General features: G+C 69.0%; 25 protein-coding genes. 12 read left to right on the top strand and 13 right to left on the bottom strand.

The window, feature by feature from the left end; genetic code table 11:
• The first annotated feature begins 84 nt into the window (after nucleotides 1-84).
• Nucleotides 85-369, top strand: coding sequence for an antibiotic biosynthesis monooxygenase family protein (locus MYMAC_RS07340; RefSeq protein WP_013935393.1), 285 nt, complete (start codon nucleotides 85-87; stop codon nucleotides 367-369).
• Nucleotides 370-375: 6 nt separating this feature from the next.
• Entirely contained in the window at nucleotides 376-1,677 is a 1,302-nt protein-coding gene (locus MYMAC_RS07335; protein ID WP_095957548.1) for a THUMP domain-containing class I SAM-dependent RNA methyltransferase, read from the top strand.
• Here MYMAC_RS07335 and plsY read toward each other — a convergent pair.
• Both plsY and MYMAC_RS07325 read right to left on the bottom strand, forming a co-directional pair.
• A complete protein-coding gene (gene plsY / locus MYMAC_RS07330; protein ID WP_013935395.1) occupies nucleotides 1,594-2,172 on the bottom strand; it encodes a glycerol-3-phosphate 1-O-acyltransferase PlsY in 579 nt (192 codons plus the stop codon). The genes MYMAC_RS07335 and plsY overlap by 84 nt on opposite strands.
• A gap of 10 nt (nucleotides 2,173-2,182) precedes the next feature.
• On the bottom strand, nucleotides 2,183-2,614 hold the full coding sequence (locus MYMAC_RS07325) for a DUF2752 domain-containing protein (RefSeq protein ID WP_170114708.1): 432 nt from the start codon (nucleotides 2,612-2,614) through the stop codon (nucleotides 2,183-2,185).
• Between the two features lie 88 nt (nucleotides 2,615-2,702).
• On the opposite strand from MYMAC_RS07325, the gene MYMAC_RS07320 reads away from it, so the two are divergent.
• The gene (locus MYMAC_RS07320) at nucleotides 2,703-3,272 is read left to right on the top strand and encodes a DUF4920 domain-containing protein (protein ID WP_013935397.1); all 570 of its coding nucleotides are present in this window, start codon (nucleotides 2,703-2,705) and stop codon (nucleotides 3,270-3,272) included.
• A gap of 6 nt (nucleotides 3,273-3,278) precedes the next feature.
• Entirely contained in the window at nucleotides 3,279-3,866 is a 588-nt protein-coding gene (locus tag MYMAC_RS07315; RefSeq protein ID WP_043708992.1) for a hypothetical protein, read from the top strand.
• Between the two features lie 101 nt (nucleotides 3,867-3,967).
• Here the strand turns inward: MYMAC_RS07315 and MYMAC_RS07310 are convergent, their stop codons facing one another.
• The 4 genes from MYMAC_RS07310 to MYMAC_RS07295 all read right to left on the bottom strand — a co-directional run bounded on the left by MYMAC_RS07310 (nucleotide 3,968) and on the right by MYMAC_RS07295 (nucleotide 10,598).
• Nucleotides 3,968-4,882: a hypothetical protein gene (locus MYMAC_RS07310; protein ID WP_239989394.1), complete on the bottom strand. Its 915-nt coding sequence runs from the start codon at nucleotides 4,880-4,882 to the stop codon at nucleotides 3,968-3,970.
• A 96-nt stretch (nucleotides 4,883-4,978) separates the two neighbouring features.
• Nucleotides 4,979-6,523, bottom strand: coding sequence for a radical SAM protein (locus tag MYMAC_RS07305; protein ID WP_095957545.1), 1,545 nt, complete (start codon nucleotides 6,521-6,523; stop codon nucleotides 4,979-4,981).
• A gap of 130 nt (nucleotides 6,524-6,653) precedes the next feature.
• The gene (locus MYMAC_RS07300) at nucleotides 6,654-7,376 is read right to left on the bottom strand and encodes a hypothetical protein (protein WP_013935401.1); all 723 of its coding nucleotides are present in this window, start codon (nucleotides 7,374-7,376) and stop codon (nucleotides 6,654-6,656) included.
• A gap of 36 nt (nucleotides 7,377-7,412) precedes the next feature.
• Nucleotides 7,413-10,598: a TonB-dependent receptor gene (locus tag MYMAC_RS07295; protein WP_043708993.1), complete on the bottom strand. Its 3,186-nt coding sequence runs from the start codon at nucleotides 10,596-10,598 to the stop codon at nucleotides 7,413-7,415.
• A gap of 234 nt (nucleotides 10,599-10,832) precedes the next feature.
• On the opposite strand from MYMAC_RS07295, the gene MYMAC_RS07290 reads away from it, so the two are divergent.
• The 5 genes from MYMAC_RS07290 (at nucleotide 10,833) to MYMAC_RS07270 (ending at nucleotide 14,087) form a co-directional block, all read left to right on the top strand.
• Entirely contained in the window at nucleotides 10,833-11,588 is a 756-nt protein-coding gene (locus MYMAC_RS07290) for an energy transducer TonB (RefSeq protein ID WP_043708995.1), read from the top strand.
• Between the two features lie 71 nt (nucleotides 11,589-11,659).
• A complete protein-coding gene (locus tag MYMAC_RS07285; protein ID WP_013935404.1) occupies nucleotides 11,660-12,343 on the top strand; it encodes a MotA/TolQ/ExbB proton channel family protein in 684 nt (227 codons plus the stop codon).
• 125 nt (nucleotides 12,344-12,468) lie between these two features.
• On the top strand, nucleotides 12,469-12,885 hold the full coding sequence (locus MYMAC_RS07280; protein ID WP_013935405.1) for an ExbD/TolR family protein: 417 nt from the start codon (nucleotides 12,469-12,471) through the stop codon (nucleotides 12,883-12,885).
• Complete coding sequence (locus tag MYMAC_RS07275; RefSeq protein ID WP_013935406.1) at nucleotides 12,885-13,385, top strand: ExbD/TolR family protein; 501 nt, start codon at nucleotides 12,885-12,887, stop codon at nucleotides 13,383-13,385. The genes MYMAC_RS07280 and MYMAC_RS07275 overlap by 1 nt, the downstream gene beginning before the upstream one ends.
• Before the next feature lie 78 nt (nucleotides 13,386-13,463).
• Nucleotides 13,464-14,087: a DUF2378 family protein gene (locus tag MYMAC_RS07270; RefSeq protein WP_013935407.1), complete on the top strand. Its 624-nt coding sequence runs from the start codon at nucleotides 13,464-13,466 to the stop codon at nucleotides 14,085-14,087.
• Here MYMAC_RS07270 and MYMAC_RS07265 read toward each other — a convergent pair.
• On the bottom strand, nucleotides 13,988-14,662 hold the full coding sequence (locus MYMAC_RS07265; RefSeq protein WP_043709000.1) for a hypothetical protein: 675 nt from the start codon (nucleotides 14,660-14,662) through the stop codon (nucleotides 13,988-13,990). The two genes, MYMAC_RS07270 and MYMAC_RS07265, sit on opposite strands and share 100 nt — an antisense overlap.
• 198 nt (nucleotides 14,663-14,860) lie before the next feature.
• Here MYMAC_RS07265 and MYMAC_RS07260 point away from each other — a divergent pair, with 198 nt between their 5' ends.
• Complete coding sequence (locus tag MYMAC_RS07260; RefSeq protein WP_095957544.1) at nucleotides 14,861-16,507, top strand: YifB family Mg chelatase-like AAA ATPase; 1,647 nt, start codon at nucleotides 14,861-14,863, stop codon at nucleotides 16,505-16,507.
• A gap of 16 nt (nucleotides 16,508-16,523) precedes the next feature.
• Here the strand turns inward: MYMAC_RS07260 and MYMAC_RS07255 are convergent, their stop codons facing one another.
• Complete coding sequence (locus tag MYMAC_RS07255) at nucleotides 16,524-17,909, bottom strand: NAD(P)/FAD-dependent oxidoreductase (RefSeq protein ID WP_095957543.1); 1,386 nt, start codon at nucleotides 17,907-17,909, stop codon at nucleotides 16,524-16,526.
• Nucleotides 17,910-18,214: 305 nt separating this feature from the next.
• On the opposite strand from MYMAC_RS07255, the gene recA reads away from it, so the two are divergent.
• Entirely contained in the window at nucleotides 18,215-19,240 is a 1,026-nt protein-coding gene (gene recA, locus MYMAC_RS07250) for a recombinase RecA (protein ID WP_095957542.1), read from the top strand.
• On the opposite strand, the gene MYMAC_RS07245 is transcribed toward recA, so the two are convergent.
• The 4 genes from MYMAC_RS07245 to pssA form a co-directional block, all read right to left on the bottom strand.
• Complete coding sequence (locus tag MYMAC_RS07245; protein WP_204817442.1) at nucleotides 19,237-19,737, bottom strand: DUF1285 domain-containing protein; 501 nt, start codon at nucleotides 19,735-19,737, stop codon at nucleotides 19,237-19,239. The genes recA and MYMAC_RS07245 overlap by 4 nt on opposite strands.
• Before the next feature lie 57 nt (nucleotides 19,738-19,794).
• Nucleotides 19,795-21,300: a hypothetical protein gene (locus tag MYMAC_RS07240; RefSeq protein WP_095957540.1), complete on the bottom strand. Its 1,506-nt coding sequence runs from the start codon at nucleotides 21,298-21,300 to the stop codon at nucleotides 19,795-19,797.
• Nucleotides 21,297-22,562: a CinA family nicotinamide mononucleotide deamidase-related protein gene (locus MYMAC_RS07235; protein WP_095957539.1), complete on the bottom strand. Its 1,266-nt coding sequence runs from the start codon at nucleotides 22,560-22,562 to the stop codon at nucleotides 21,297-21,299. The genes MYMAC_RS07240 and MYMAC_RS07235 overlap by 4 nt, the downstream gene beginning before the upstream one ends.
• Nucleotides 22,563-22,673: 111 nt before the next feature.
• Entirely contained in the window at nucleotides 22,674-23,540 is an 867-nt protein-coding gene (pssA, locus tag MYMAC_RS07230) for a CDP-diacylglycerol--serine O-phosphatidyltransferase (RefSeq protein WP_013935415.1), read from the bottom strand.
• Between the two features lie 93 nt (nucleotides 23,541-23,633).
• Between pssA and MYMAC_RS07225 the strand changes: the two genes are divergently transcribed.
• Nucleotides 23,634-24,797, top strand: coding sequence for an alpha/beta fold hydrolase (locus tag MYMAC_RS07225; RefSeq protein ID WP_095957538.1), 1,164 nt, complete (start codon nucleotides 23,634-23,636; stop codon nucleotides 24,795-24,797).
• Nucleotides 24,798-24,845: 48 nt separating this feature from the next.
• Here the strand turns inward: MYMAC_RS07225 and MYMAC_RS07220 are convergent, their stop codons facing one another.
• Entirely contained in the window at nucleotides 24,846-26,621 is a 1,776-nt protein-coding gene (locus MYMAC_RS07220) for a hypothetical protein (RefSeq protein ID WP_239989393.1), read from the bottom strand.
• Nucleotides 26,622-26,718 lie beyond the last annotated feature (97 nt).

Below are 26,718 nucleotides of genomic sequence, written 5' to 3'. Positions count from 1 at the left end.
AGGCGGTGCCCCTGGCGGTTCCACTTCATGGGGGCGTCCTGGCTCGGCCCGGACGCCCTCGCTGTTTTCCACCGAGGGGTGTCCATGATTGTCGCCATCTCCCGCTTCCGGCCGGCCCCCGAGGAGGCGGACCGCCTGGTCGCTCGCTTCCAGGCGCGGACGCGGGCGGTGGACGGCTACCCCGGGTTCCTGGGCCTGGAGGTGCTGCGCTCCTTCGAGCCGGCGCCGGAGCTGATGCTGGTGACGCGCTGGCGGGACAAGGCCGCCATGCGGGCCTACTTCCAGTCCGAGGACTTCCAGCGGGCCCGGGAGGCGAGCGCCCAGCAGGAGGACGCCACCTTCGCCCTCTACGAGGTGGTGGGCACATGAAACGCGATGCCGATTCCCAAGCGGCCCGGCGTCGTCTATGGGCGGTGTCCCATGGCTGAACGCATTGCCCTTTTCGCCACCGCCGCCCGCGGCACCGAGGACCTCCTGGCCGACGAGCTGAAGGAGCTCGGCGCCCGCCGCATCCGCCAGGACCGCGGCGGCGTGCGCTTCATGGCCACGCTCGACGAGGCGCTGATGGTGGCGCTCTGGTCCCGCATCGCCATGCGCGTGCTCTACCCGCTGGGCGCCTTCGAGGCACGGGGCGCGGAGGGCCTGTACGAAGCCGCCGCCAGCATCCCCTGGGAGGAGCACCTCACGCCCGAGCACACCTTCGCGGTGGATGCCACGCTGAAGGACAGTGAGCACAGCCACTCCGGCTTCGTGGCCCTCAAGGTGAAGGACGCCATCGTCGACCGGATGCGCGACACGCAAGGCGCCCGGCCGGACGTGAATACGCGCGACCCGGACATCCGCGTGGTGGCGCACCTCGCCCGCGAAACGCTGTCCCTCTCCCTGGACCTGTGCGGCGAGCCGCTGCACCGCCGGGGCTACCGCGTGCGCCCCACGCCCGCGCCGTTGAAGGAGACGCTGGCCGCGGCGGTGCTGCGCGCGGCGAACTACACCGGGACGGAGGGGCTGGTGGACCCGATGTGCGGCTCCGGCACGCTGCTCATCGAAGCGGGCCTCATCGCCCGGCGCCGGGCGCCTGGGTTGAACCGGGACTTCGCGGTGGAGCGCTGGCCGGAGATGGGCGCGCGGGCCCGGGAGCTGCTCACGGACATGCGCGCGGATGCACGCCGCAACGAGCGGAAGGTGGACGTGCCCCTGCTCGGCTTCGACAAGGACCCCGAGGCGCTGGAGGCCGCCATCCGCAACGTGCGCGCCGCGCGGCTGTCGGAGGAGATTCAGCTCGCTGAAGGCGACGCGACCCGGATGCCGCCGCTGCCGGAGACGGGCGGTTTGATTGTCACCAACCCGCCCTACGGCGACCGGATTGGCACGGGCGGCCAGAAGGGCATGAAGAGCTTCTACTTCAAGCTGGGGGAGTCCCTGCGCGTGCCGGGCTGGCGCGTGTGGGTCATCTGCGGCAACCCCGCCTTCGAGAGCGCCTTCCACGCGCGCCCCTCGGCGAAGAGGGACCTCTGGAATGGCCCCATCGCCTGCGCGCTGCTGGGCTACCGTCCGCCGGATGGTGGCAGCGCGCGCGGGGACACGGAGACGGGCTCAGAAGCGCCGCTCGGTGCGCCGCGCCAGCCGGTGGATGTTGCCCCGGTGCGTCCACAGCATGAGGGCGAAGAGGAGGGCTGAGAGGCCCGCGTACTCCAGGGCCCGCGCGGTGAGCGCCGACGTGCCCACCGCCGTGGCCCCCGCCGCCAGCGAGCCCAGCGAGCTCACCCGCGACACGGCGAAGACGGCGACGTACACCAGCGCGGCCGCCAGCGCGGCCTGGGGTGCCAGCACCAGCAACACGCCCAGCGCGGTGGCCACGCCCTTGCCCCCCTGGAGCTTCAGCCACACCGGGTAGATGTGGCCCAGCACCGCGGCCAGCCCCACCGCCACGTGCACCGCGGGCGCGTCCGGCAGCAGGCGCACCGCGAGGAGGACGGGCAGCGCGCCCTTGACGGCATCCAGCAGCAACACCACCGCGCCCAGCTTCTTGCCCGCCACGCGCGTGACGTTGGTGGCGCCAATGTTCCCGCTGCCTCCCTTGCGCACGTCCACGCCGCGCAGCCACCGCGTCAGCAACACACCGAAGGGAATGGAGCCGGCGAGGTAGCCCAGCAGGACGAGCGCGGAGGTCACAAGCGGGAGGCTACAGCAGCAGGTGGGGGAAGCGCGTCTTCACCACCACGTAGGCGTAATTGACCAGGATGATGATGGGCGCCAGGACGCCCAGGACGCTCCACTCGCGGGGGGAGAACTCTACCTGGGGGATGGGCATGGCGAACACCAGGTGCAGCACCATGACCACCGCCGCCAGGGCGAACAGGAGGGCCGCCACCGTCCCCAGGGGGTTGGCCTCCCAGGCGCCGGCGAAGTTGAGGTGCGACACCCGGTCGGCCACGCGCGTCAGGCCGCAGCCGAGGCAGGGCCAGCCTGTCTGCTCGCGGAGCACACAGCCCCAGAAGGGGATGATGCGGGCCACCGGGATGTAGCGCGCCACCAGCAGGCCCACCACGCCAGCGAGGCCCAGGGCGTCCACGGTGCTGAAACGGCGGTTGCGGGGAGGGATGATGACCTTCAAGCGCACCTCGTCAGCGTGTGCGGATGGATGGACTTTAGTACGGGGGTCGCCTTGCCGGAGCAAAGACTTTTGGCTAAGCGGGCGGGGTATGAACACGCTCCGCACGTCCCTGATGCTGCTGGTCGCCGTTCCCCTGGTCGCCCTCGCGGGTGACAAGACGTCCGCCAAGGCCGGCAAGGCCGCCGAGGCCGACTGTCACCACCCCCCGGCCCCCCAGGCCGCGGCGAAGAGCGAGGCCACGCCCGCGGCGGCCGCGGACACTGGCTGGAAGCTCACCCGCGGCGAGCCGCTCAAGGGCGCCAAGGCGGTGAAGCTCGCGGACGTGCTGGCCAGGCCCCAGGCCCACGACGGCAAGACGGTGCTGCTCGAGGGCCAGGTGCGCAAGGCCTGTGAGCGCAAGGGCTGCTGGATGGAGCTGGCGGCGAGCGGCCAGGACAAGGGGCCGGGCGTGCGCGTGACGTTCAAGGACTATGGCTTCTTCGTCCCCCTGGACTCCGCGGGCTCGCAGGCGCGCGTGGAAGGCGTGCTGAAGGTGGCCGAGCTGAGCGACAGCCGCGCCCAGCACTACGAGTCGGAGGGCGCCATCGTCCCCCGCGGCGCCGACGGCAAGCCGCGCGAGGTGCAGCTGGTGGCCACGGGCGTCGAACTGCGCCGCTGAGACGACATGGCACGAAGCTTCAGCATGCGCGGCGTGCAGGGCGCGGCGGACCGCGCCGTGCAGCACGCCCGCGCGTGGATGTTGGAGACAGAGCCGGGCTCGCGCGTGCATGACGTGCAGTTGGACCCGCGCTTCCAGCACCGCGGCGTGGACCTGCTCTGGGAGCTCCCCTCGGGCGAGGTGCGCGGCATCGAGGTGAAGGGCGACCGCAACGCCACCCGCCGCCGCTACTTCTTCGAGCTGGTGTCCAACCTGGAGAAGGACACCCCCGGCTGCTTCCTCTACAGCGGCGCGGACCTGCTGGTGTACGTCTTCCTCTCGCAGGGAGAGCTGCACGTGGTGCCCCTGAAGGCGGCGCGCGAGTGGTTCCTCCCCCGGGCGAAGGAGTACCCGCTCAAGCACGCCTTCACGCAGACGGGCGCCATCCGCTACACCACCGTGGGCGCCGTGGTCTCCGTGCGCGACGTGGCGGAAGGTGTCCCCGGGGTGCTTCGCGTTCCGCTGAAGCGCAGGGGCGGCGCGAAGAACGAAGTGGAGGACGTCCCGCCCACCTCCGAATCCCCACGGGGCCAGGAGCCGAACGGCCTGGAGTGAGGCGCGTCGTGTCGCCCTCCTCCATGCGCCTGGAGCCTCCGCGGGGCCCCGTCAACCGGCGGTGACAGGAGGCGGCGCATGCCCCCTGTCACCCGAGCGGCTCAACCGTGACGGTGACGGCGGTGGCCGGGGTGAATCTTGTCGTGGGCCGCCTCCAGGCGCTCGGCGATGCCCATCAACTCCATCAGCGACTCGCGGTCGTTCTGCGCCTTGTAGACGTGCTCCAGGCGGGGGACGAGGTCCAGCGCGAGGTGCAGGTCGCCGCCCTGCTCCGCCGCCGCGAGCAGCGTGCGGGCCGCCGCCGCGGCCTGGCCGTGCGCCTTGATGTGGATGAGGCCGTCCACCGCCAGCAGGCGGGCGATGGGCGAGCGCTCGGTGTCCTCGGTGAGCTTCACCATGTCCTCGGTGGCGGGCTGCAGCTCGCCCTTGGCCGCGCGGACAATGGCCTTCGAGATGCCACGGCGGTCCGGCAGGAGGAACTCCTCCAGGTCCGCGAAGGCCTCGGCGTGCGCCACCTGGCCGGAGGACGCCAACGCCTCGGCGAGGCTGTCGAAGATTTCGGCCTGCTTCTCCGTGAAGGGCGCCAGCGCCTCACGCATGAAGCGCTCCTGCGGCGCGCCCTTCTCGTCGAGCGGCATCTTCGCGCGCACCGCGTTCATCTTCTCGAAGGCGGCGTCCACCGCCGCGTCCTGCCGCCCTCCCAGGAGGAACGACAGTTGCTGCATCAGGTTCGCCAGCGTGTCCGCCATCTCCATGGGTGCCACGCGGTCCGGAAGCCAGCGGCTCCACAGCTCCACCGCCGCCGCCACCATGAAGTCCTTGAAGGGGCCGGTGCCCTTCCACTTCGGCCGCCACTGCTGGGCAATCCCGAGTGGGAAGGCCGACTCCGCCAGCTTGCGGAAGTCGTCCTCGCCCACCGCAATGCCGTAGTGGCCGAGCGTCCCGAGCAGGGCCTCCGTCGAGTACTCCTTCAGGCCCTTCTGCTGCCACGACTTGTCCACTCGCTGCGTGCTCACCTGGATCTCCGCTGCCCTGGACGCCGGCCATCGGCGCGCCAGCGCGCCTTCTAGCGGAAGCCGGGCCGGACGTGCACCATGACGTGCAATCCGTCGTCAGGCGGCGGACGCCGGGGGCGCGGTTCCTGGCACCGTGGGCCACAGGACAGGGTTGCGCCGGCCATCCTCCACCCGCCGGGCCAGGTACGGCTCACAGCCACGGGCCTCGAAGGCCTTCTTCCATGCGGAGAAGTTGCCGCCGGCCTTCCAGGCGTCCATGGCCGCCAGCCCCGCCTCAGGGCCGCACTGGGCCAGCATGTACTCCACCCAGGCCCAGCGCGCGGACGTCGGGCGCACCTCGGCGCGCCCCCGCAGGCCCTTGCGCAGGCGCTCCAGCCGCCCTTCCACCTCGCGGATGCCCGTGAAGGGCGCGCCGTCCAGGGGTGTGTTGCGCTTGGCCACGAAGGGCGCCACGCCCAGCGCCACCGGGAGGATGCGCGAAAGCTCGGCGGTGAAACGGATGAGCTCGTCGATGTCCGCGTCCTCTTCCGTGGGCAGCCCCACCACGTTGTAGACCTTGAGCTGCTTCATCCCCGCCGTGCGGGCGAAGGTCGCGGCCCGGACAATCTGCTCCTCGGAGTGCTTCCGGTCCACCATGTCCCGCAGCCGCTGGGACGGGCCGTCGGCCGCCACCGTGAGGTTGGTGGCCCCTCCCCGCCGGAGCTGATCCACCAGCTCCTGCGTCAGCCGGTCCGCGCGCAGGGAGGAGACCCCCACCTCTCGGCCGGACTCGACAATCGTCCGGAGCAGCTCGACGATGCGAGGGTGGTCCGTCACCGCCGCGCCCACGAGGCCCACCCGGCGGGCATGCTCCGGAATCAGGGACAGCACCCGCTCCGGTGGCACCGTGCGCATGCCCCCGTTCGTGGTGCGCCGCATGACGCAGTAATGACAGCCCCGTGAGCAGCCCCGCTCCGGCTCGATGAGGAACATCGAGCGCAGCTCGGTGTGCGGCGTCACGATTTGAGAACGGGCCGGCAGCCGGGCGTCGGTCGCCTTGGCCACGTGGTAACGCGCCCCGCCCCGCCCCGGCACCCGGAAGCCTGGAATGCGGGCCAGGTGCGCCAGGAGGGCGTCGCGCTCCATGGTGGCCGCGGCGTCCACCAGGAGGTGAATCAGGTCCTCCGCCTCGCCCTGGACGAGCACGTCCACGAAGGGCTCCAGCGGATCCGGATTGGAGAAGGTCAACGGGCCGCCGCCCACCACGAGCGGATAGCGGCCGTCCCGGCGCTCCTCGGCCAGCAGCGGCACGCCTGTCAGCTCCAGCATGGAGAAGAGCCCCGTCAGCTCCAGCTCGTAGGCCACGGAGAAGGCCAGCATGTCGAAGTTGGCAACGGGGGACTGGGACTCCCAGGTGAAGAGCGGCGTCCGGGTGCGCTTGAAGGCCTCCACGTCATCGGGGAGGAAGACGCGCTCGGCCGTCGCCCCGGCGTGCTCATGGACTTCCCGGTAGATGGCCTGGTAGCCGAGCGAGCTCATGCCCACGTGGTAGGGGCTCGGATAGCAGAGGGCCACCCGGTAGGGCGCCGCCTTGTACAGCGTGCCCGCTTCGTCCGCCAACAGCGCGCGGACGCGCTCGATGAGTGAGTAACGGCCCTCCATGTGCCTCCAGACTGGTCCCGCCTTTTAAACACCGCGGCCCCGGTCAGCCACTCCCATGTGGGGAGAGACCGCCGGGGCCGAGGTGCGCCACCCAGGTCGGGTGGCGCGGTTCAGCAGACGACTTTTCCGACTACTTGAACGACGGGATTTCCTTCGCCGGCACGCAGTAGCCGTACGTCGGGTCTTCCGGATCGTCCGGGTGGATCGGCTGGCACATCACCGCGGCCTCGGGGTTCATGCCCGAGCCCTCTCCGCAGCTCTCCAGCGGATCCGTCGAGTCGGTGTAGCAACCCACCGCCGGCCACAGGCCCCGCATCACGTAGGTCCCGGTGCAGCCGTTGTTCGTGTACGTGAACTGCCCCATGATCTGCGTTCCCGGAGCAGACGGCGCCGAGTACACCCTCACGTTGGAGAACTCGTAGCGGATGGTGTTCTCTGGCGCGCCTTCAGACGCGGCCACGTTCACGAAGGCCGAGTTGAAGTTGGTCGCGGTGCAGAAGTCCTCCGCGTCCTGCTCCCCCAGACTGCCGAGCGCGGTCTGGTCGGTGGACTCGGAGCTTTCATCCGCAACGGCGGCGCTGCCCACCAGCCCGGCCGGACGCAGCGCGAGCTGCGCGGTGTCCGTGTCCGGGTTGACGAACTTGTACACGCCCACGAGCTCGGCCAGAGGAGCCCCGGGCTCGCATGCGTCGCCGTTCGCATCCCGCGGCTCATCCACGAGATCATACTTCATGGCCCAACTGGTGGAGCCCTGCACGAAGCAGTCGGTCGCGGGCTGCTCGAAGTCGCAGCCCGTCAGCAAGGTACCCGTCCCGAGGAGGACCAACGCAGTGTTGACGATGTTCTTGGTCATATGACTGATGTTCCGATTCCGTGATGGGGCCTGGGACTAGAACGTGTACCGGATGCCGAAACGAACCTGGCGGGGCGTCTGGTACCCAGCCGGGTTCTTGAAGTTCGGGTTCACGTCGCCATCAACGCTACCGAACGGCGCCTCACGCGGAGACTCATCCTGGAACTCGACGCGGCCCGGGAGGTTCTCCAGGTCGGCAGGCGTTCCGTTGGGGATGGGCTTGATGTTGCGGAGGGTGTAGGTCTGGTCCACCGCGGTCACGCCCTGGAAGTTGAAGAGGTTGAACACGTCCAGGGTGAAGGACACCACGCTGTCCTTGCTGACGCGGTAGTTCACGCCAATGTTGGAGTCGATGGTGTTGATCCACGGCGTGCGGCCGCCAGCGCCACGGGGCAGCACGAAGGACTCGTCCGGACCGTAGCCCCAGTGCGAACCGTAGTAGTTGATCGGCGTACCCGAGTTACCGCGGTAGGAGACACCCAGGCTCGCCGACAGGGCGTTCGAGATGTTGAACTCCTTCGCACCGAAGATCTTGATCTGGTGCGTACGGTCGAAGGGCAGCAGACCCGTGCGGTTCTGGAGGAGCTCGATGAGGTCGAAGTCCGACAGGATGTTCGGGTCGAGCTGGCCCGTCTCAGGACGGAACAGACCGGGGTAGTTACCGTGCAGGCGGGACCAGGTGTAGTTGGCCTGGGCAAGCCAGCCGTCGGAGAACGTACGGTTCAGGTAGACCGTGACGTTGTCGTAGTTGCGGACCGGCGTCGGGAACTCCTGCGCGAAGCCGCTACCCGGGTTGCCGAGGAAGTACGTGGCACCGGCATCGCGGCTCATGTCCTCGATGACCGAGTTCATGTTCTTGTGAGTATAGCTCGCACCCAGGCGGGTGTTCGCCAGCACTTCGTACTCACCACCGACCACGATTTCGTTGGACGACTGCGGCTTGATGTCGGGGTCAACCGGCGTGCCACCGACCGTTCCGCCCGTGTAGAGGCGGTTCACGTTGCGGCTGCTCTCCGGAATCTCGAGCAGGTTGTTCCCATTGCCGCACGTCGCCTGCTGGCTCTCGTAGCTGGACGGGTCGCACGCAGTGGCGCTGCCCTCGCCCGGCGCGGCCATGCGCTGGACGGACGTGATCCGGTTCTCGCCCGGGAACGCGCGGTCCATCAAGTTGAGCGGAACCTGCTCGTAGTAGCGAGCGAAGTTCACGAACAGCTTGGCGCGACCGTTGGCGAACGGGTCGACGACGGCGCCGATGCGCGGCGACCATTGGTTGCCGAGGAGCAGCGAGAGGTCACCGTTGCCGCCGTAGAGCGCCTGCACGTCGTAGCGGACGCCCAGGTTCAGGGTCACCCGATTCGCGATGGACCAGGAGTCCTGGATGAAGCCACCCACCGTGGTGCTGGTGGTCTTCGCGATCTGGGTCAACTGGCTGACAGCCGAATCAGGGCCCGTCTGGTAGCCGTAGCGACGGTAGTCCTGGACCGCCGGTCCCTGACCACCCGTCCAGCCACCCTCGTACTCCTGGTAGTAGACGCCGCCGCCGTACGCCTTGACCTGGTCGAACGACAGCATTTCGACGTCCACACCGGCCTTGAACACGTGCGTGCCCAGCGCGTTCAGCAGGTAGGTGGCCTTCGCGTTCGCCTGGTAGCGATCCAGGGTCTGCTCGCTCATGAAGCCAGGGCCGCCCACCGTGTAGCTCTGGATCGGGCAGCGGAGCATCCGCTCTTCGTCGGTGGCGCCGCAGGCGTTTTCCTGACCGGCAGGCAGAGCCTCGAAGAAGGTCAGCGGGCGCGGGGTGTTGTACAGCATGCGCGAGTAGCCGGCCAGACCCGTGCGGTCGCCCAGGTTGCTGCCGTCACCCGGCAGCGTGGACGCGGTCTGGTGGAACCAGCCGAGGTTCGCGTCGACGAGGACCTTCTTGTCCGCGAAGGCACCGGCGTACTTCAGGGCCAGCGACGTCGTGTTCGCGTTGGTCTCCGTCAGGCCGAAGTCACCCGGGCGCGACGCCAGCACGCCAGGAAGGCCACCCGAGCGGGGGTCGATCGACAGCTTGCCCAGGCCACCCGACGAGGTCGGCGTGCCGTTCAGGGCGAACGACACGTTGTGGTCCTGGTTGATGAGGTACGTCAACTTGCCCATGTACTGAATGGAGCGGGAGTCGGCGAAGTAGTTCGTCGCGGAGCCGGGGATGGCGTCCGCGAGCGTGAAGCCGCTCTCGTCCGTGACCGTGTTACCCTGGTCGTCCACGCGCAGCGCGTTGAGCGTGCGGGTGTGCTGGTAGCGGGTGAACGACGGCGCGAAGCCGGCGAAGAACCACAGCTTGTCCTTGAGGATCGGACCACCGAGGGTGGCACCGAAGTCGCCCAGGTTGCTCAGCTGGTTCTGACCGGAGATGACCGTGCCTTCCCGGCGGATCTCCGTCCGGGTGCCCTCGAGGCTGCCCGGCGTCCAGTTCGCGAACACGGAGCCGTGGAACTCGTTGGAGCCCGACCGGGTGACCGCGTTGATGACGCCGCCGGTGGACCGGCCGAACTCCGGCATGTAACCGCCGGTGATGATGTTCACGTCCTGCACGAACTCGATGCTCAGCGGGCTGGCGTTCACGCCGAAGGCCGGGTCGTTCGTGGACAGACCGTCCACCACGTAGCCGTTCTCAGGCGAGGTCGAGCCGTTGATGGACACGCCGTAGTCGTCGTTCTGGGCGCCAGGCGCGAGCTCGGCCAGGGACTCGAAGGACCGGGTGCCGCCGGCCTTGCCACCCGGACGCGCAACGGCGATGCGCTTGATGAACTCCTGATCGACGTTCACGCCCATCGTCGTGGAGCCCACGTCGATGGTCGGGGGCGCGCCGACGATGACAATATCCTCACCGAGCGCCTCAGGGAGCAGCTCCACGTTGACGCGGATGGTGCGGTTCAGGCGGAGCTGGATGGCCGAGCGGGCGTAAGGCTTGAACTGCTCCTTCTCGAACCGCAGCGTATAGTCGCCGGGGGGCAACTGGGGGATGCGGTAGTTACCCTGGGCGTCCGTGACGACCGTCTGCTCGCCCTGAAGGTTGGGCGAGGTCGCGGTCACCACGACGTCAGCGGCAGGCTGCCGGCTTTGAGCGTCGATCACGGTACCGATGATCACGCTCGACTGGGCGAAAGCCGCCGATCCGTACAGCAGACCTGCGGCGACAACAACTCCGGTTTCCCGGAGCACTCGGTTCAAGTGCATACCAGACCCCTCCAAGGTGGGCTGCAAGTGAAAATGACCCGGGAAAATAGCCGAGGTCTAGCAGTTGTCAATAGACCGTTGCTTTTTGGTAACCAGTGGGGCAATTGCCCGATCATGCCGCTACCGTCGACCATGCTTGCTTGAACCCGGAACGCGTTTCTGTATGGTAGCGCGCCCTTTCATCCGGGCGGGGCGTCGTCGATGGGTGTCCACTGGTGAAGAGGAGTCTAGTGCATGTTCGATTCAGTCCTTGACCGTGGTCAGGGGCCCAAGTCGCGGTTCGGCGTCGGGGCCACTGTCTCGGTTATCCTCCATGTGGCGCTGTTCGGCCTCTCCATCTGGCTGTCGACGCGGCCGCCCGTCGAGGAGGAGAAGGAGATTGAGGTCACGCTGAAGGCGACCATGGCTCCGCCTCCGCCACCTCCGCCTCCTCCGCCTCCTCCCGCCTCCTCGAGCAAGCCGAAGACGCAGCCGAAGAAGCCCAAGAAGCCGGACGCCATCGTCCAGCCGAAGGAGATTCCGAAGGAGGCCCCGAAGGAAGTGGAGCCCTCCGAAGAGCCTCCCGCGGATGAAGAAGAGGCGAGCGAAGAGGCCGTCGAGGGCGGCGTGGAAGGCGGCGTGGTGGGTGGCGTCGTCGGTGGCGTGGTCGGTGGTGTGATTGGCGGCGTGGTGGGCGGCCAGCTCGGCGGAACGGGAACCGACGTGCTCCCCTTCGGCGCGGGCATGACCCGTCCGGAGAAGCTGTCCGGTCCTCAGCCCGGGTACTCTCGCGAGGCGCTCGAGGCTCGCGTCCAGGGAACGATGATCGTGAAGTGCGTCGTCACCGTGGAAGGTCGAGTGGAGAACTGCCGGATCATCAAGCCCCTGCCCCACATGGACCGGAGCGTCCTGGACGCGCTGACGTCGTCGCGCTACAAGCCGGTCACGTTCCAGGGACGTCCTGTGCAGGTGGACTACACCTTCACCCTGAACTTCAAGCTGCCGCGCTGAGTCCGGGCGCGTCGTTTAGAGCCGTATCGCCGACTACCCCGCGCTCGTGAGGAGGAGCGCTCAACCCAACCATGCAATTCACTCTCGCAGAAATCTGGGCGCACACGGGCCTCTTCGCCCGTTCGGTCATCTTCACCCTGGGCATCATGTCCATCGCCTCGCTGGTCGTGATGGCGGAGCGCATGATCGTCTTCCGCAAGACGCGGTCCGACAGCCGCAACTTCGCCGCGAAGATGGGTGCCATCCTGGCCAAGGGCGACCTGAACACGGCCGCCAACACCAACCTGGGCAAGGACGTGGGCCACCTGGGCCGCGTGATCAACTCCGGTCTGACGGCGTACCGGATCAGCCCGAACAACAAGGACGTGGCGGTGGAGTCCGTGGCCCGCGCGCTGGAGCGTCAGGCGCAGCGCGAGGTCCAGAGCATGAAGCGCGGCCTGGGCCTGCTCGCCACGGTCGGCTCGACGGCGCCGTTCGTCGGTCTGCTCGGCACGACGATGGGTATCGTCAACGCCTTCCAGCTCATGGCCGCGGCCGGCTCCGGTGGTCTCGGCACCATCTCCGCCGGTATCGCCGAGGCGCTCATCACCACGGCCTTCGGTCTGCTCGTCGCCATCCCCGCGGTGATGGCGTACAACTTCCTGCAGGGCTGGGTGGACGCGCGCTCGGTGGACATCTCCGAGTCGTCCAACGAGTTCCTGGACGTCGTGGCCCGCCACCTCGGCGGTGGCGCCCACTCCTCAAACGCGGCCTGAGCAGGCACGGGCGAGCCGGGGACGACCCGATGCCCTTCACGGTGAGCCCGTCTCCAGCCCTTCTTCGGGGGGCTGGAGGCGCACCGTGAAGGCGGGCACCTCCTTACCAGGAAACAGGTAAAGACATGGGAATGTCAGCAGGCCCCAAAGGGGGCGTCAAGAGCGACATCAACGTCACGCCGCTGGTCGACGTGGTGCTGGTGCTCCTCATCATCTTCATGGTCGTCACCCCGATGCTTCAGCGTGGCAAGTCCGTGGAGCTCCCGAAGGCCACCGAGATCGAGAAGGAAGGCAAAAAGACGGAAGCCGACCCCGTCATCCTCTCCATCACCCCGGACAAGAAGGTGTTCGTGGAGAACGACCAGGTGGATGAGAAGGGGCTTCAGGAGAAGCTCACCGAAGAGATGCTGAAGGATCCAGGCAGGAAGATCCTGCTGAAGGGCGACAACGCGCTCAGCGTCGGTGACGTCCGCAAGGTGCTGGACGTGGCCCGTAAGTCCAAGGCCAAGCAGATCTCCCTGGGCGTCGAGGAGAAGAAGTAATGGCCGGACGCAAGCAACGGCAGTGGGTCAAGCCCCAGGCGCAGCCGAACTCGGAGATCAACGTCACGCCGCTGGTCGACGTGGTGCTGGTGCTCCTCATCATCTTCATGGTCGTCACCCCGCTCCTCGAGAAGGACATCGTGGTGCGTGTGCCGGACACCGAGGTCGAACAGGAGCCGACGCCTCCCGACCCGGACGACCAGCAGTTGGTGGTGCAGTTGGACAAGGACGGCGGCTACTCCATCAACACGGAGAAGATTCCGCAGGCCGACTACGTGAACCGGCTCAAGCGCATGCTGGCCGCCAAGAAGGCGGACGACAAGGTCGTCTTCTTCATGGCGGATGACGCCACCAACTACGGCCGGCTCATCACTGCGCTGGACGGCGCGAAGGCCGCTGGCGCCAAGGTGCTCGGCATGGCCACGGAGCTCCCGCAGAACGCCATCATCCAGGGGACCTCCGTCGACACGCCGACGCCGCCCCCCGCCCCCACGCCCTGAGACGCCTCTGACGGAGCCTACGCTCCGGGTGGGTACGTGGTTCACATCGAGAAGCTCGTCGGCTAGAGTTCACTCCTCATGGCCGACGAGCTTCTCATTTTCGAGCAGACCATCGAAGCCCTGTTCCTGCGGGCCCTGCACGGGCGCCTGACGCCCGAGTGCAAGGCGCGGCTGCGTCAGGCAGGGCTCGACCTGGACCAGAAGCTCCGTCCGGCCTACGCCTTCGATGCGTGGATGACGTTCCTGCGCATCGCCGCGGAGGAGCTCTTCCCCCAGCTCCCGCTCGAGCAGGGCACCTGGAAGCTGGGCGAAGCCTACATCGAGGGCTTCCGCGAGACGATGCTGGGACGCGCCGTCCTGTCACTGCTGCGCGTGCTGGGGCCCCGGCGGACGCTGATGCGGGCCACGCAGAACTTCCGCGCGGGCAACAACTACACCGAGTCGAAGCTGCGCGAGCTGGGCCCCTGCCAGTTCGAGCTGTGGATGAACGAGGTAGGCCCCTACCCCGCCTTCACCGCGGGCATCATCCACGCGGGGCTGAAGGTGGCCGGCGCTCAGGACATCCTCATCGAGATGTCCGGCTACGACGGCCACGCCTGCGTCTACCGTATCAACTGGAACGAGGCCTCGGTCTCCTCCGGCGTGGCCGGCAGCGGCGACTCCAAGGCGGCCAGCAGGTCGGGGTCCATCAACTCCCTGTAGATGAACTCCGCCAGCAGCCCCGTCACCATCCAGATGGGCAGGATGTAGAGCGAGGTCATCTCCCAGAGGATGGCGCCCGCATCCGCGTAGTACCAGATGCGGTAGCCGGTGAGCCGCTCCAGCATGACGCCGGAGAAGCCCTCGAAGAGCAGGATGACGACCCCGTACACGGCCGCGCGCAGGCCGGTGTGCTGGTACAGCATCCAGCGGTACAGCGGCTCGATGAAGAAGAAGCACGCCACGCCATAGATGGCGAACATCCACAGCGAGCACTGTCCATACGCCGTCGCGATGGGCGTGTCCCAGATGGCGTTGAGCCCCAGCCGGTCATCCACGCGCCACTGGAAACGGAAGAGCGCCTCCAGCAACGGCACATGCTGGGCAATCCGCACCAGGTTGTAGAAGAAGATTTCGGCGCTGAGCCCCACCATGCCGTAGAGGCAGAAGCGGAACACGGCGAACGCCGCCTTCATCCGTTGACCACGCTTGATGTCCGCCTTGCGGATGCGGACCTGCCGACGCTGACGAACGACCCCCGATTCCACTGCGGCCTTTGCCCCCATTGCGTCCCCCAAGGTGGGTGAAACGCTACCGGAGTCATTTGTGCCTGGCTACCCCAGGCTTCACAAATATGCCTGGGCTGAAACGCATGCTCCCAGTGTCGGGATGGGTATCCACCGCGAGAGATTGGCGGGCGCGCTCCTACGCCGGGGGTCGGCTTCGGTACAGGCCTTGCTGAAGCGCCTGGTCGAGGTACGGCGAGAGGACGGGACATGCTGGCGAGGGTGCGGTCGGGGGCGTTGATGGGTATCGACGTGGTGGTGGTGGAGTGCGAGGTCGACATGGCGCTCGGCCTCCCCTACTTCAACGTCGTCGGGCAGGCGGAGGGCGCGGTCCGGGAGTCGAAGGTGCGGGTCATCTCCGCGCTGAAGAACACGGGCTTCGAGCTGCCCCAGAAGCGAATCACCGTGAATCTGGCGCCCGCTGATTTGAAGAAGGAGGGCGCGGCATTCGAGCTGCCCATCGCGCTGGGCGTCCTGGCGGCGGCGAAGCTGATGGATGAGGCGCCGCTGGGACGGCTTCTCTTTGGAGGCGAGCTGTCTTTGGACGGTGGCCTCCGTCCCATCAAAGGGGTGCTTCCCCTGGCGGTCGCGGCGCTCAACGGCGGTTTCGAGGGCGTCATGGTGCCCTTGGCCAACGCCGCGGAGGCCGCGCTCGTGGAGGGCCTCCGGGTGTTCCCAGTGAGAACCTTGCGAGAGGCGGTGGACCACCTGACCGGGGCCTGCGCCATCACGCCCTACGAGAGGCAGCGCGAGCCCAGCCTCCTGCCGCCGACAGGGCAGATGCCTGACATGTCCGACGTTCGCGGGCAGGCGGACCTGAAGCTCGCGCTCGAAATCGCCGCGGCGGGTGGCCACAACGTCCTGATGTCCGGGCCACCGGGCTCCGGGAAGACGATGCTCGCGCGGCGACTGCCCGGCATCCTCCCGGAGATGACCTTCGCCGAGGCCATGGAGGTGACCAAGGTCTACTCGGTGCTGGGGCTGCTGGGCGAAGGTCACGCGTTGATGCGCGAGCGCCCCTTCCGCGCGCCCCACCACACGCTCTCCGACGCCGGCCTGGTGGGAGGTGGCCCCTCGGCGAGGCCCGGAGAGCTCTCACTCGCGCACAATGGCGTGCTCTTCCTCGATGAACTGCCGGAGTTCCGGAGGAACGTGCTCGAAGTGCTGCGCCAACCCATGGAGGAAGGCGTCATCCACCTGGCACGCGCCAACCAGAACATCACCTACCCCTGCCGGGTGATGCTGGTGGCCGCGATGAACCCCTGCCCGTGCGGCTACTACAACGTCCCCAACCGGCCCTGTACCTGCGGTGAGCAGCGCGTCTTCGACTACCTCACGCGCGTGAGCGGCCCATTGCTGGACCGCATCGACATCAGCATCCAGACGCGCCCGGTGGAGTACCACCACATGGCCCGGTCAACGGTCCAAGAGCCCTCCAGCCGCTACTACCGTGAGCGCGCCCAGGCCGCGCGCGAGCGTCAACGCGCCCGCTATCGGGATGAGCCAGGCCTCCATTGCAACGCACAGCTCCCCGCGCACCTCTTGCGCCGGTACTGCGGCATGAGCGAGCGGGCGGAGGCCATGCTTCAACAAGCGGTGCGGATGTATGGACTGTCCGCGCGAGCCCACGACCGCATCGTGAAGCTGGCGCTGACGCGCGCGGACCTCGAGGGGCACGGCCGCATCGAGCAATCCGACATGCAGCTCGCCATCAACTGCCGCATGCTGGACCGACGGGGCGCGGCCCAGGGCAAGCTGCATGGAAGCCGCCCCGCCCCGCCATCCGGAGACGCGGCATGGCGAGCAGTCGCCGGGCCTTCCGGCAGGGCCAGCCCGCTGGAGGACCTCGACGGTTGAGAGACGGCCCCTCCCGTCAGTGCGTCACGGGCGACGCCGGCTCCGCGTGTGAGGCCGTCGCCTGGAAGCGCGACTCAGGGGCGGCGGACGTCTCCCCGCCTTCCGTCAAGGCGTGGGTAGGCTGGAGCCGGTCCAGACGCGGAGACGGGCCGGTGATGATGCGCGCCGACTTACCGAACGTCAGGTACGAGTAGGCCCAGTCGAGCAGCACCGCCAGCCGGCTCCGGAAGCCGATGAGGAAGGTGATGTGGATGAGCAGCCACGCCATCCAGGCACTGAAGCCCGACTGCTTGAAGCGACGGAAGGCGATGCCCACCGCGTGGCCTCGGCCAATCACCGCGTACGAGCCGCGGTCCCAGTACGAGAAGGCCTCCATCGGCTTGCCCTGCAGTTGGCGGCGGATGTTGTGCGCGGCGTGCTTGCCTTCCTGCATCGCCGCAGGGGCGAGCCCGGGCACGGGCTTGCCGTCCGCGTCATTGAGCGAGGCCAGGTCCCCCACGACGAAGACGTCGTCATGGCCCGGGACGGTCAGCTCGGGTGTAACGAGGACGCGGCCAGCCCGGTCCAGTTGGGCCCCCAGCGAACGTGCCACGGGCGACGCCGCCACACCAGCGGCCCACAACACCGTCCGCGCGGGAATGAACTCCGTGCCAATGAAGACGCCCTGCTCGTTGATGTGGGTGACCCGAGCCCCCGTGCGGACCTCCACGCCCAGCTTCTCCAGCGTGCGACAGGCCTTTTGCGACAGGTCATCGGGATAGACGGGCAGCACCCTGTCGATTCCCTCGATGAGGATGATGCGCGCCTCGCGCGGGTCGATGTTCCGGAAGTCCCCCGGCAGTGAATGCCGGCTGATCTCCGCCAACGAGCCCGCCAGCTCCACGCCCGTGGGGCCCGCGCCGATGATGATGAAGTTGAGCAGCGCGCGACGGACCTCCGGGTCGGGCTCGCGCTCCGCGAGTTCAAAGGCCACCAGAATCCGGCGGCGAATCTCCACCGCGTCCTCGATGGACTTCAACCCTGGGGCGTGCTGAGCCCAGGCATCATTGCCGAAGTAGGAGTGCGTGGCCCCGGTGGCGATGACGAGGAAGTCGTACTTCAGCTCCCCATCCGAGAGCAGCACCCGCTTCCCGACGGTATCCACCCCCGTCACTTCCGCCAGCACCACACTCACGTCGTGGCGGCCGAGCAGCGCACGGAGCGGCGCCGCGATTTCACTGGGGCTCAGCGTCGCCGTGGCCACCTGGTACAGCAGCGGCTGGAACAGGTGATGGTTGTGCCGGTCCACCATCGTGACACGCACGGGTGCCTTGTAGAGATGGCGGGCCGCGTAGAGGCCGGCAAAACCACCGCCGAGGATGACCACATGGGGCAGGTCTTCGCGCTTTGATTTCGGGCTCACGCAGGAAAGGTCATGCCTGCCCAGCCCATCTTCAACGCAAAGCGCCATGCGCTATACGGCCAGGCATGCGCTCCCATGTTCCTTTCTCATCCGACCGCGGGGACGGCGCGCGCACACTCCACGGCATTGGACACACAGCCGCGCACCTGGACGCCCGCCCCCCCTTCCAGCCCGAGTCACCCCTGAGGGACAGCCGGCGGCACGGCCGTTGCTCCCCTGCCTGACCGCTGCGCCGGCGACGTCATGGAGACGGGCCAGGACGCGGCACTCCACACAACTGGGGCGGCGAGGGAGCGGCAGACGCGATGAGCAAGCTGGCGGAGAAGCTGAAGGCGGTGGCGGCGGCGGTGGCGAGCATCGAGAAGCAGTTCGGACGTGGCTCGGTGATGACCTTGGGCGGCGAGGCCCGCGAACAGAAGGTGGCCGTCATCCCCACTGGCTCGGTGGGGGTGGACCGGGCACTGGGCGTGGGCGGCTACCCGCGAGGGCGCGTGGTGGAAGTCTTTGGCAATGAGTCCTCGGGCAAGACGACCCTCACCCTGCACGCGATTGCGCAAGTGCAGGCGGCGGGCGGCGTGGCGGCGTTCATCGACGCGGAGCACGCGCTGGACGTGTCCTACGCGCGCAAGCTGGGCGTCCGCGTGGAGGAGCTGCTCGTGTCACAGCCCGACACGGGCGAACAGGCCCTGGAAATCACCGAGCACCTGGTGCGCTCCGGAGCCGTGGACCTCATCGTCGTCGACTCCGTGGCGGCCCTGGTCCCGCGGGCTGAAATCGAGGGGGAGATGGGAGACGCGCACATGGGTGTCCAGGCGCGGCTGATGAGTCAGGCGCTGCGCAAGTTGACGGGCGCGGTGAGCCGGTCGGGCACGTGCATCATCTTCATCAACCAGATTCGCATGAAGATTGGCGTGATGTTCGGCAACCCGGAGACGACCACCGGCGGTAACGCCCTGAAGTTCTACGCGTCGGTGCGCATGGAGATTCGCCGCACGGGCAACATCAAGGACGGGGACGCGGTGGTCGGCTCGCGGGCGCGGGTGAAGGTGGTGAAGAACAAGGTGGCCCCGCCCTTCCAGGAAGCGGAGTTCGACCTGATGTACGGCAGCGGCATCCACCGCGTGGGCGAGGTGCTCGACCTGGGCGTGGCCACGGGCCTCATCGAGAAGTCAGGAAGCCACTTCAGCCTCCGCGGGGAGCGCATCGGGCAGGGCCGCGAGCGCGCCGCCGAGTGGCTGCGCGAGCATCCGGAGGTGCTGGAGTCCCTTGGCAAGGAGCTCACCGGCGCCTCCCCGCCGTCCTCCCCGGCGGCAGTGGAGGCCGCGGCCTAGGCGGAGGCGTCCAGCGCGACCGGGACGGCGAGCTTGCGTTGGCCGACGCACAGCACGAGCCCGCCGTCAGGCCCTTCTTCCAGGAGCTGTCCGAGCTGGTACTGCGCGTCACGCGACAGGCGTGCCTGGGCCCTGCCCTGCTTCACGCGGCAGGACAGCACCCCATCGGCGTCCAGGTGAAGGCTGTCCACGTCCAGCGCCTCTGCGGTGCGGTCACTGAGGCGCACGGACACCCGCTCGTCGGGTGTGACGTCCACGGTGCGGACCTCGTAGGCGGCACCATCCACCTGGACGAAGCACCAGTCGTTGCCGATGCGGAGCTGATAGCGGCCCGCTTCGTCCAATACGAGCGAGGCGTTGAAGAGCTCGATGATTTTGGGGTGGAGGATGGCCTCGTCGTCGTGCCACCAGCGCAGCGTGGCGTCGAGGCGGATGCCGCTGTCCTCGCGGGTGTGCCAGCGCTTGCCGGGAGGCGGCTGTCCGGTGGGCGGTTGCATGACGTCTCTCATCTGCGCGTGGCGCGTGAAGGATTCAAGCCCATGAGGCGAGGGCCGCTACCAGTTCCGGACAAGTTCCGTGTAGCCGCGGAAGGCCACGGCTCCCCAGAAGTTCACCAGCACGCCAAGCGCCACCGCGGCCAGCACCGCCCGGTTCCGCAGAGACCACCCCCCCAGCGCGAAGAGGAGGAGAAGGTAGGGCGTGTAGTCGAGGCTGAACCGGAAGCCGAACTGCATGTAGCCGGTGTTTTGATAGAAGAGCCCAGGCAGCGCGCACACCGCCACCGTGAGCCACGCAGGCCAATGCAGCCGCGGACGCGTCTTGGGCACCAGCAGGAAGACGAGCAACGGCAGCGTCAGCAGCAGCGTCAGCCCGTGCGGGTCATAGGCCAGCTTCAGCGGCGACAGGGACACCGTGGGCAGCTTGAAGAAGGCCGCCTCCAGGTTCCGTGGCAGGTACTCCCAGTTGAAGAGCCCCGTGCGGTCGATGTCCACGTTGACGCGGTTGTTGAAGAGGTACGCGTGCCCGAACTCACTCAGCCGGCCGTAGCGATAGACGTTGTACGCGGCCGCGAGCCCCGCCAGCGGGGCGGCGCCCAGGGTGAAGAGGCCCACCTTCCTGGCCGCGGGCTTCCAGTCCCGCGCCAGGGCCTTGAGCTGCGCCAGGCGGGGCTCCGGGCCGGGACACAGCGCCTCCAGGACGAAGAAGAGGCCCGTGAAGAGCAAGGGCGTCCGGGTGAGCGTCGCCATGGAGAAGAACAGGCCCGCGAGCAACGGGCGCTGCGCCCGCACCGCGTTGCGCACGTAGAGACACGTCAGCGCCACGCCCATCACCTCGGCGCTGAACCAGACCTCGCCCCGGATGGCGCAATAGAAGAACAGGGTGCCAAAGGCGAGGATGAGCGCCAGGGCCACGTTCTCGTTGCGGTTGCGTGCCGTCTCCCCTTCCTTCGCCAGGAAGCGCAGCAGCGAATAGAAGAGCGCCACCGCCAACGCGCCGACGATGACGCCGAACGAGGTGTCATTGAACTGGTAGCCGTGCAGCGCCACGAAGGGCAGCATCGCCACCGCGGGGAAGGACGGGAAGCTGACGTACCAGCGGTCCGTGGGGAGCGGCCGGCCGGCGCAGCGGACCTTGTCCCCCTCCACCACGCGCACGCAGGCCCAGTCCTCCATGTTGGGCAGCACCCGCGGGTCCACGTCCAGCCGTCCCTCCAGCCACGCCTGGGCCTGGTAGACGAAGTGAGGGGCCGCGCTCTGCCGCAGGAAGCGCTGGGAGCTGAAGCTGGCCAGCACCACGAAGGCGACCAGGAACAGCCCCACCTCCACGCGATATGCGGACAGCCACACGCGCGCGGCGTTGAGCGGCAGTCCTCCCGACACGGGCGCCCCCGGTGATGACGCGGCGGACTCTGGCGCGGGAGCCGGCTCGGCCGCCGGCGGCGCCGCGGTGGACGCGGCCCCTTCCTCCGGCTGGGCTGCGACGGGCGCCACAGCGGGACTTTCCGGCGCGACCGGTTCGGAGGAAGGCGGACGGGGGCGCTTGGACTTGGAACGGCTCATGGGGTGGCGGGCGCGGCGAGCAGGTGCTGCCGCAGCATTTCCTGCGTGAAGGAAGCGGCGAACAGGCGCACGCGGTCGCGGTCGCCGGTGACAGAGATGCGCTCAACGCGGGTGGGCAGGCCGGGGGCCGCCAGCGCGCAGTACACGGTGCCGACGGGGTCCTCCGGCGTACCACCCCCGGGCCCCGCGTACCCCGTCACCGACAGGCCGAAGGTCGTTGCGCAGGCGGCGCGCACGCCCTCCGCCATGGCCACGGCCGTCTCGCGAGAGACCGCGGTGTGCCGCGCGAGGAGCTCGGGGGGGACTCCCACCCATGCGGACTTCATCTTCTCCGAATACACGACGGCGCCGCCGATGAAGACGTCGCTGGAGCCCGGCACCGCCGTGAGCTGCTGGGCAATGAGGCCGCCCGTACAGCTCTCCGCCACCGCCAGCGTGGCCCCCGCCCGGCGGAGCGTTTCGAGGAGCGCCGCGGCGTAGGTCTCCGCGTCCGCGCCGAAGATGCGTGGGCCCAGCACCTGGCGGCACTCCGCCTCCGCGGCGGCGAGCGCGGCGTCCGCCTCCGACTGGGAGGAGGCCTCCGCCATCAGCTTGAGGTGGTTCTCCGGCGCATGCGTGCGGAAGCCGAACACGACGCGGGGATGCCGCGGCGCCATGGGCGCGACGGACAGGTCGAGCTCCGATTCCGGAATGCCCACCGTGCGCAGCAGCCGGAAGGCCCGGTACGTGCGCCCGGGGCGGGCGTCCAGGGTGGCGCGGATGCGCGGCAGCACCTCGGCCTCCAGCAGCGCCTTGAACTCCCGGGGCACGCCCGGGAGGAAGAAGAGCTGGGCGCCTCCCAGCTTCATCAGCACGAGCGGCGCGGAGCCCTCCGGGTTCTTCACGGGCTCGGAGCCCCTGGGGACGCGCGCCATGCGCAGGGCGCTCGGGTTGGGCGGAATGCCGCGCGCGGCATAACGCTCATGCAGCCAGCCGAGCACCCGCGGGTCCTCCTCCAACGGCACGCCCGCGGCGCTCGCGGCGCATTCGAGGGTGAAGTCGTCCGCGGTGGGCCCCAGCCCTCCCGACACCACCACCACGTCCGCGCGCGACGCGGCTTCCGTCAGGGCCCGGGTGATGTCCGGCCGCACGTCTCCGACGAGGACGACGCGCTCGACCTTGACGCCCAGGTCGAAGAGGCGGGCCTCCAGGTAGTTGCTGTTCGTGTCCGTAATGAGGCCGGTGACGAGCTCGTCACCGGTGCACAGCAGCTCGACGCGCATGGGCCGCGCATCCTAGCGGCAGCGGGACGGCGGGGCACGGACCGATGCGGGTCCGGCGCACGGCGCCTCCCGGACTGGACGGGGGCCGGGCAGGAAACGGCCGCCCCTCGGTCAGAGGTACGCGGGCCCGTCGGAGCCCGGGGTGGACTCGGCCTCCTCTTCGTCCTCGTCGTCGATGACCGTGGCCACCGCGACCGCGGCCACCGCGCAGGGCGCCGCCACCTTGCGAGCAGCCAGCCGGCTGCGGACGAGCACCGCGGACTCCACCAGGCCCAGCGCGAGGTAGGCACCACAGCACGCCACCAGGACCCAGGCCGGGTGGAACTGCGTGGCAATCACCGTCCCGCCCACGACCACCAGCATGAACGCCAGCGCGCTCTTCCGGTTGGGCCGCGTGTCCTTGAAGGTCCGGTAGCGCACCGTGGACACCATCAGCAGCGCGAGGCCCGCCACCGCCACCGCCATGGGCACGATGGCACCCTCGGCCAGGGGCTCGCCCTGCGTGGCCGCGTGGTGGGAGATGATGACCGACACCAGCATGCCAGCCGCCACGGGGATGGGCAGGCCCACGAAGAAGCTGCCACCCCCACCATGGGGGTTGCGCGCCGCCAGCACGTTGAAGCGCGCCAGCCGCAACGCGCCGCACGCCGCGAAGGAGAACGCGATGAACAGCCCCACGAAGCCCAGGGGCTCGAGCGCCCACTTGTACACCAGGAGGGAAGGCGCCGCCCCGAAGGAGATGACGTCCGCCAGGCTGTCGAGCTGCACGCCGAAGTCGCTCTGCGTCTTCGTCAGCCGGGCCACCCGGCCGTCGAAGCCGTCGAAGAACATGGCGAAGAAGATGGCCAGCGCCGCCTGATACAGCTGCACCGGAGCAACGTCCCCCGTGCACAGGGTGATGGCGTAGAAGCCGCAGAAAATGGACGTGACGGTGAAGAGATTCGGGAGCACGAACATCAGTTTCCGCAACTTCATCATTCCCTCGACTTCCTCTGATGGCCGTGACTTCCCGGCGGCAGAACGGCGGGTGAACCGACCTTAGCAGGGTTTTATTTTGGAATAGGAGGCTGCATGGATGCTTCGCGGTGGACGGTGTGGGTACTGGTCGCTGGGGTCGCACTCGTGCTGTGGAACGTCCTTTGGGTGGCGTCCGTTCGGCGATGGTACCGCCCCCGCGCGGAGCTTCCCCAGGTCCTGCGGGCCCGGTGCGAGGATGGCTGGGAGCTGGTGGTTCATGTCCGGCGCGCGGCCGTGCGCCGTTTCGAGGAGCCCGTGCTGCTGTGCCATGGGCTCGCGGCGAACCGGTTCACCTTCGACTTCGAGCCCCCCTACTCCGTCGCGCACTACCTGGCCGAGGCCGGCTTCGACTGCTTCAGCGTGGAGTGGCGCGGCACCGGGCACTCACGCCAGCCGCCCCGTGGCCGGAGGTACACGGACTTCACCATCGACGACCACATCCTCCAGGACGGGCCGGCGCTGCTGGAGCTGGCGCTGAAGGAGACGGGGGCGAAACGCGCCTTCTGGCTCGGCCATTCCCTGGGCGGGCTGGTGGGCTACGGCGTCGCCCAGGGCCCGCATGGGGCGAAGCTCGCGGGGTTGCTCACGTTGGGCGCGCCCGTGCACTTCAAGTCGGAGCCCTTCCTGCGCACCCTCATCTCCATGGGCGTTCGTGCCGCATGGCCCGCACGCTTCCGTCAGGAGTGGATGAGCGCCAGCCTCGCGCCCTTCCTGGGATACGTCACCCTGCCCTTGTCCGACTTGCTGGTGAACCCCGAGCACATCCCTCCGCGCATCCAGCGGCAGGTCTACGCGAACATGATGTCGTCGATGAGCCGCAAGGTGCTGCTCCAGTTCCAGGACTGGATTGAGCACGATGCGTTCCGCTCCTTCGACCGCGGCGTGGATTGGCGCGCCGGCATCTCGAAGCTCCAGCTTCCCCTGCTCATCATGGGCGGAAGTTCGGACCGGCTGGCCACGGCCGCCAACGTGGAGGCGCAGTTCGCGCTGGCCACCGCGCCGGACCGCACGCTGCACATCTTCGGCACGGACCATGGCGACAAGATGAACTACGGGCACGGAGACCTCGTCTTCGGCACCGGCGCGCCGACGGAGGTCTACCCCGTCATCCGCGAGTGGCTGGAGCGGCATGCCGCCTCCCTGCCCGCCGCCATCACCGAGCCCGCGCCCGAGCAGGTGGAAGAGCCGCCTCGCGAGCCTGAGCGGTCCGTCCCCTGAGCCCCGGTGGGCGATACCAGCCGAAGCGTTCGGGGCCGGAGGCCTCGCTCACGGAGAGAGGACCTGGACACAGGGGGTCTCCGGGAGGCCTCGCGTGTCCTCGGAGCGGAGGTCCTTCAGGAGCACCTGCGTGCCGCCCTCGCACTCCGCCTGGGCGAACCCTTTCGCCAGGCCGCGCGCGTCCAGGGACTCCACCCGCAGCTCGCTGCCGCCGTGCGCCTTCAGCGCGCTCGCCGCCCCGTCAATCTTCACGCTGGACGCGTCCAGCCGGGCCAGCGTGTCCGTCATCAAGCCCACGTCTCCACAGGCCTCCAGCTTCGCGCCCCGCAGCGACACGCGAGCCGCCTGAGCGGCCAGGACACAGGCGCCTTGCGCCTCACGCACCACGACGCCCTCCACGTCCGCTTCGACCTGACGCAGGTGCAGGCCATCGCCGGTGACGTTGTCCGCCGTGCGCACCCCTCGGATGTCCGCGTCGCGGAGCCGCAGCTTCCCGCGCAACGCCATCAGGCCGTACTCGCCGGCGCCTTCGACGCGGACGCCCTGGACGTCCAGGTCGCCGCCCAGGAATTGAAGCCCCCCATACGAGCCACTCTCCCGCACCACGATGTCCCGGAGCCGCGCGCGTGACAGCGACACGCCCATGCCCGCCCGCTGGGCCCGCACCGACGTGAAGCGGTGCACCTCGAGCCGGAGGGCCTGCATCGCGGACAGGCCGTACTCGTGCCCCGTGACGGTGACCTCGTCCAGGATGAGCGTGCCGGACATCACGGAGAAGGCCGCCGCCTGCCCGCCCTCCGCGGACGAGCGGAGCACCTCCGCGTGCGCGCCATCCACGCCCACCGCCGTCGCGGGTCCGGAGAAGCGGACGTCTTCCAGCCGGGCCCGCATGTCCGCACCACGCAGGCGCACGGCGCGGCGGTAGGGGCCGGTGAAGGTGCTGTCGCGAATGTGCGCCTCGCCCGCGGCACGGGGTGACTCCGGGCCTGCTCGCGTCCCTTCTGCGCCGGTGGGAGGGGCTTCGCCCGCGGGGCGCCCCGGGTCCGCCCCAGCGTCCGCGCGGGCCTCCGCCACCTGCCGCGGGGCCGTCCCAGCGTCCGCGCGGGCCTCCGCCACCTGCCGCGGGGCCGTCCCAGCGTCCGCGCGGGCCTCCGCCACCTGCCCCGGGTCCGCCCCAGCGTCCGCGCGGGCCTCCGCCACCTGCCGCGGGGCCGTCCCCGGCGCCTCGGGAGCCGTGGCCAGGCGCTCCGCCCCCGTGGCCATGGCGCCACTGCCCGGAGGCAGGGGGCTCTTGCTTTCGAGCAGGATGCCCACCGTGGCCGTCGGCGCCGCCTCGAAGCGGCTGGCCTCCACGTCCAGGCGTCCCGACTCCACCCGCACCGCCCCCGTCCGCTGTCCGCTGAAGCCCACCCGCTCCAGCCGCACATGGCTCCCGCCAGTCACCTCCAGCCCCCATTGACCACCCTGAACCACCACGCCCGACAAAATCCCACCTTCATCCATCTTCAGCACGGTGTGGGAGTCATCCCCCGCGTGCAGCACCACGCCCGTCCCCAGTCCCTCCAGCCGAGCACCTGGCGGAAGGACGAAGGGCCCCTCGTACCGGCCCGGCGCCAGCCGCACGGTCAACGGTCCGGGCCGGGCCAGTGCCTCCCCCAGCGACTGCAGCGGGCGATCACGCGAGCCGTCGCCAGGGCCCTCCCGGGCCGCGTCTACCCAGATGACGGTGGAGGCGCCTGGCACGGAGAGGGCCTCGCGGTGCGAGGCGCTCCGGCAGGCACCGGCAAGCAGCAGGCTCAAGAGCAGGAAGGTTCGAAAACGCACGCAAGCCAGCATCCTAGCGCCTTCCCGCCGGGGACTCACGCGCACGCGATCAGCGCACCCTCGCAAGCGATCATTATTTCAAAGACTTTCTTCGAAT

Source organism: Corallococcus macrosporus DSM 14697, assembly GCF_002305895.1.
GTDB classification, from domain to species: Bacteria; Myxococcota; Myxococcia; order Myxococcales; family Myxococcaceae; genus Myxococcus; species Myxococcus macrosporus.
Note: the sequence above shows the minus strand (reverse complement) of the source record. Positions and strands in the feature narration are given on the sequence as shown.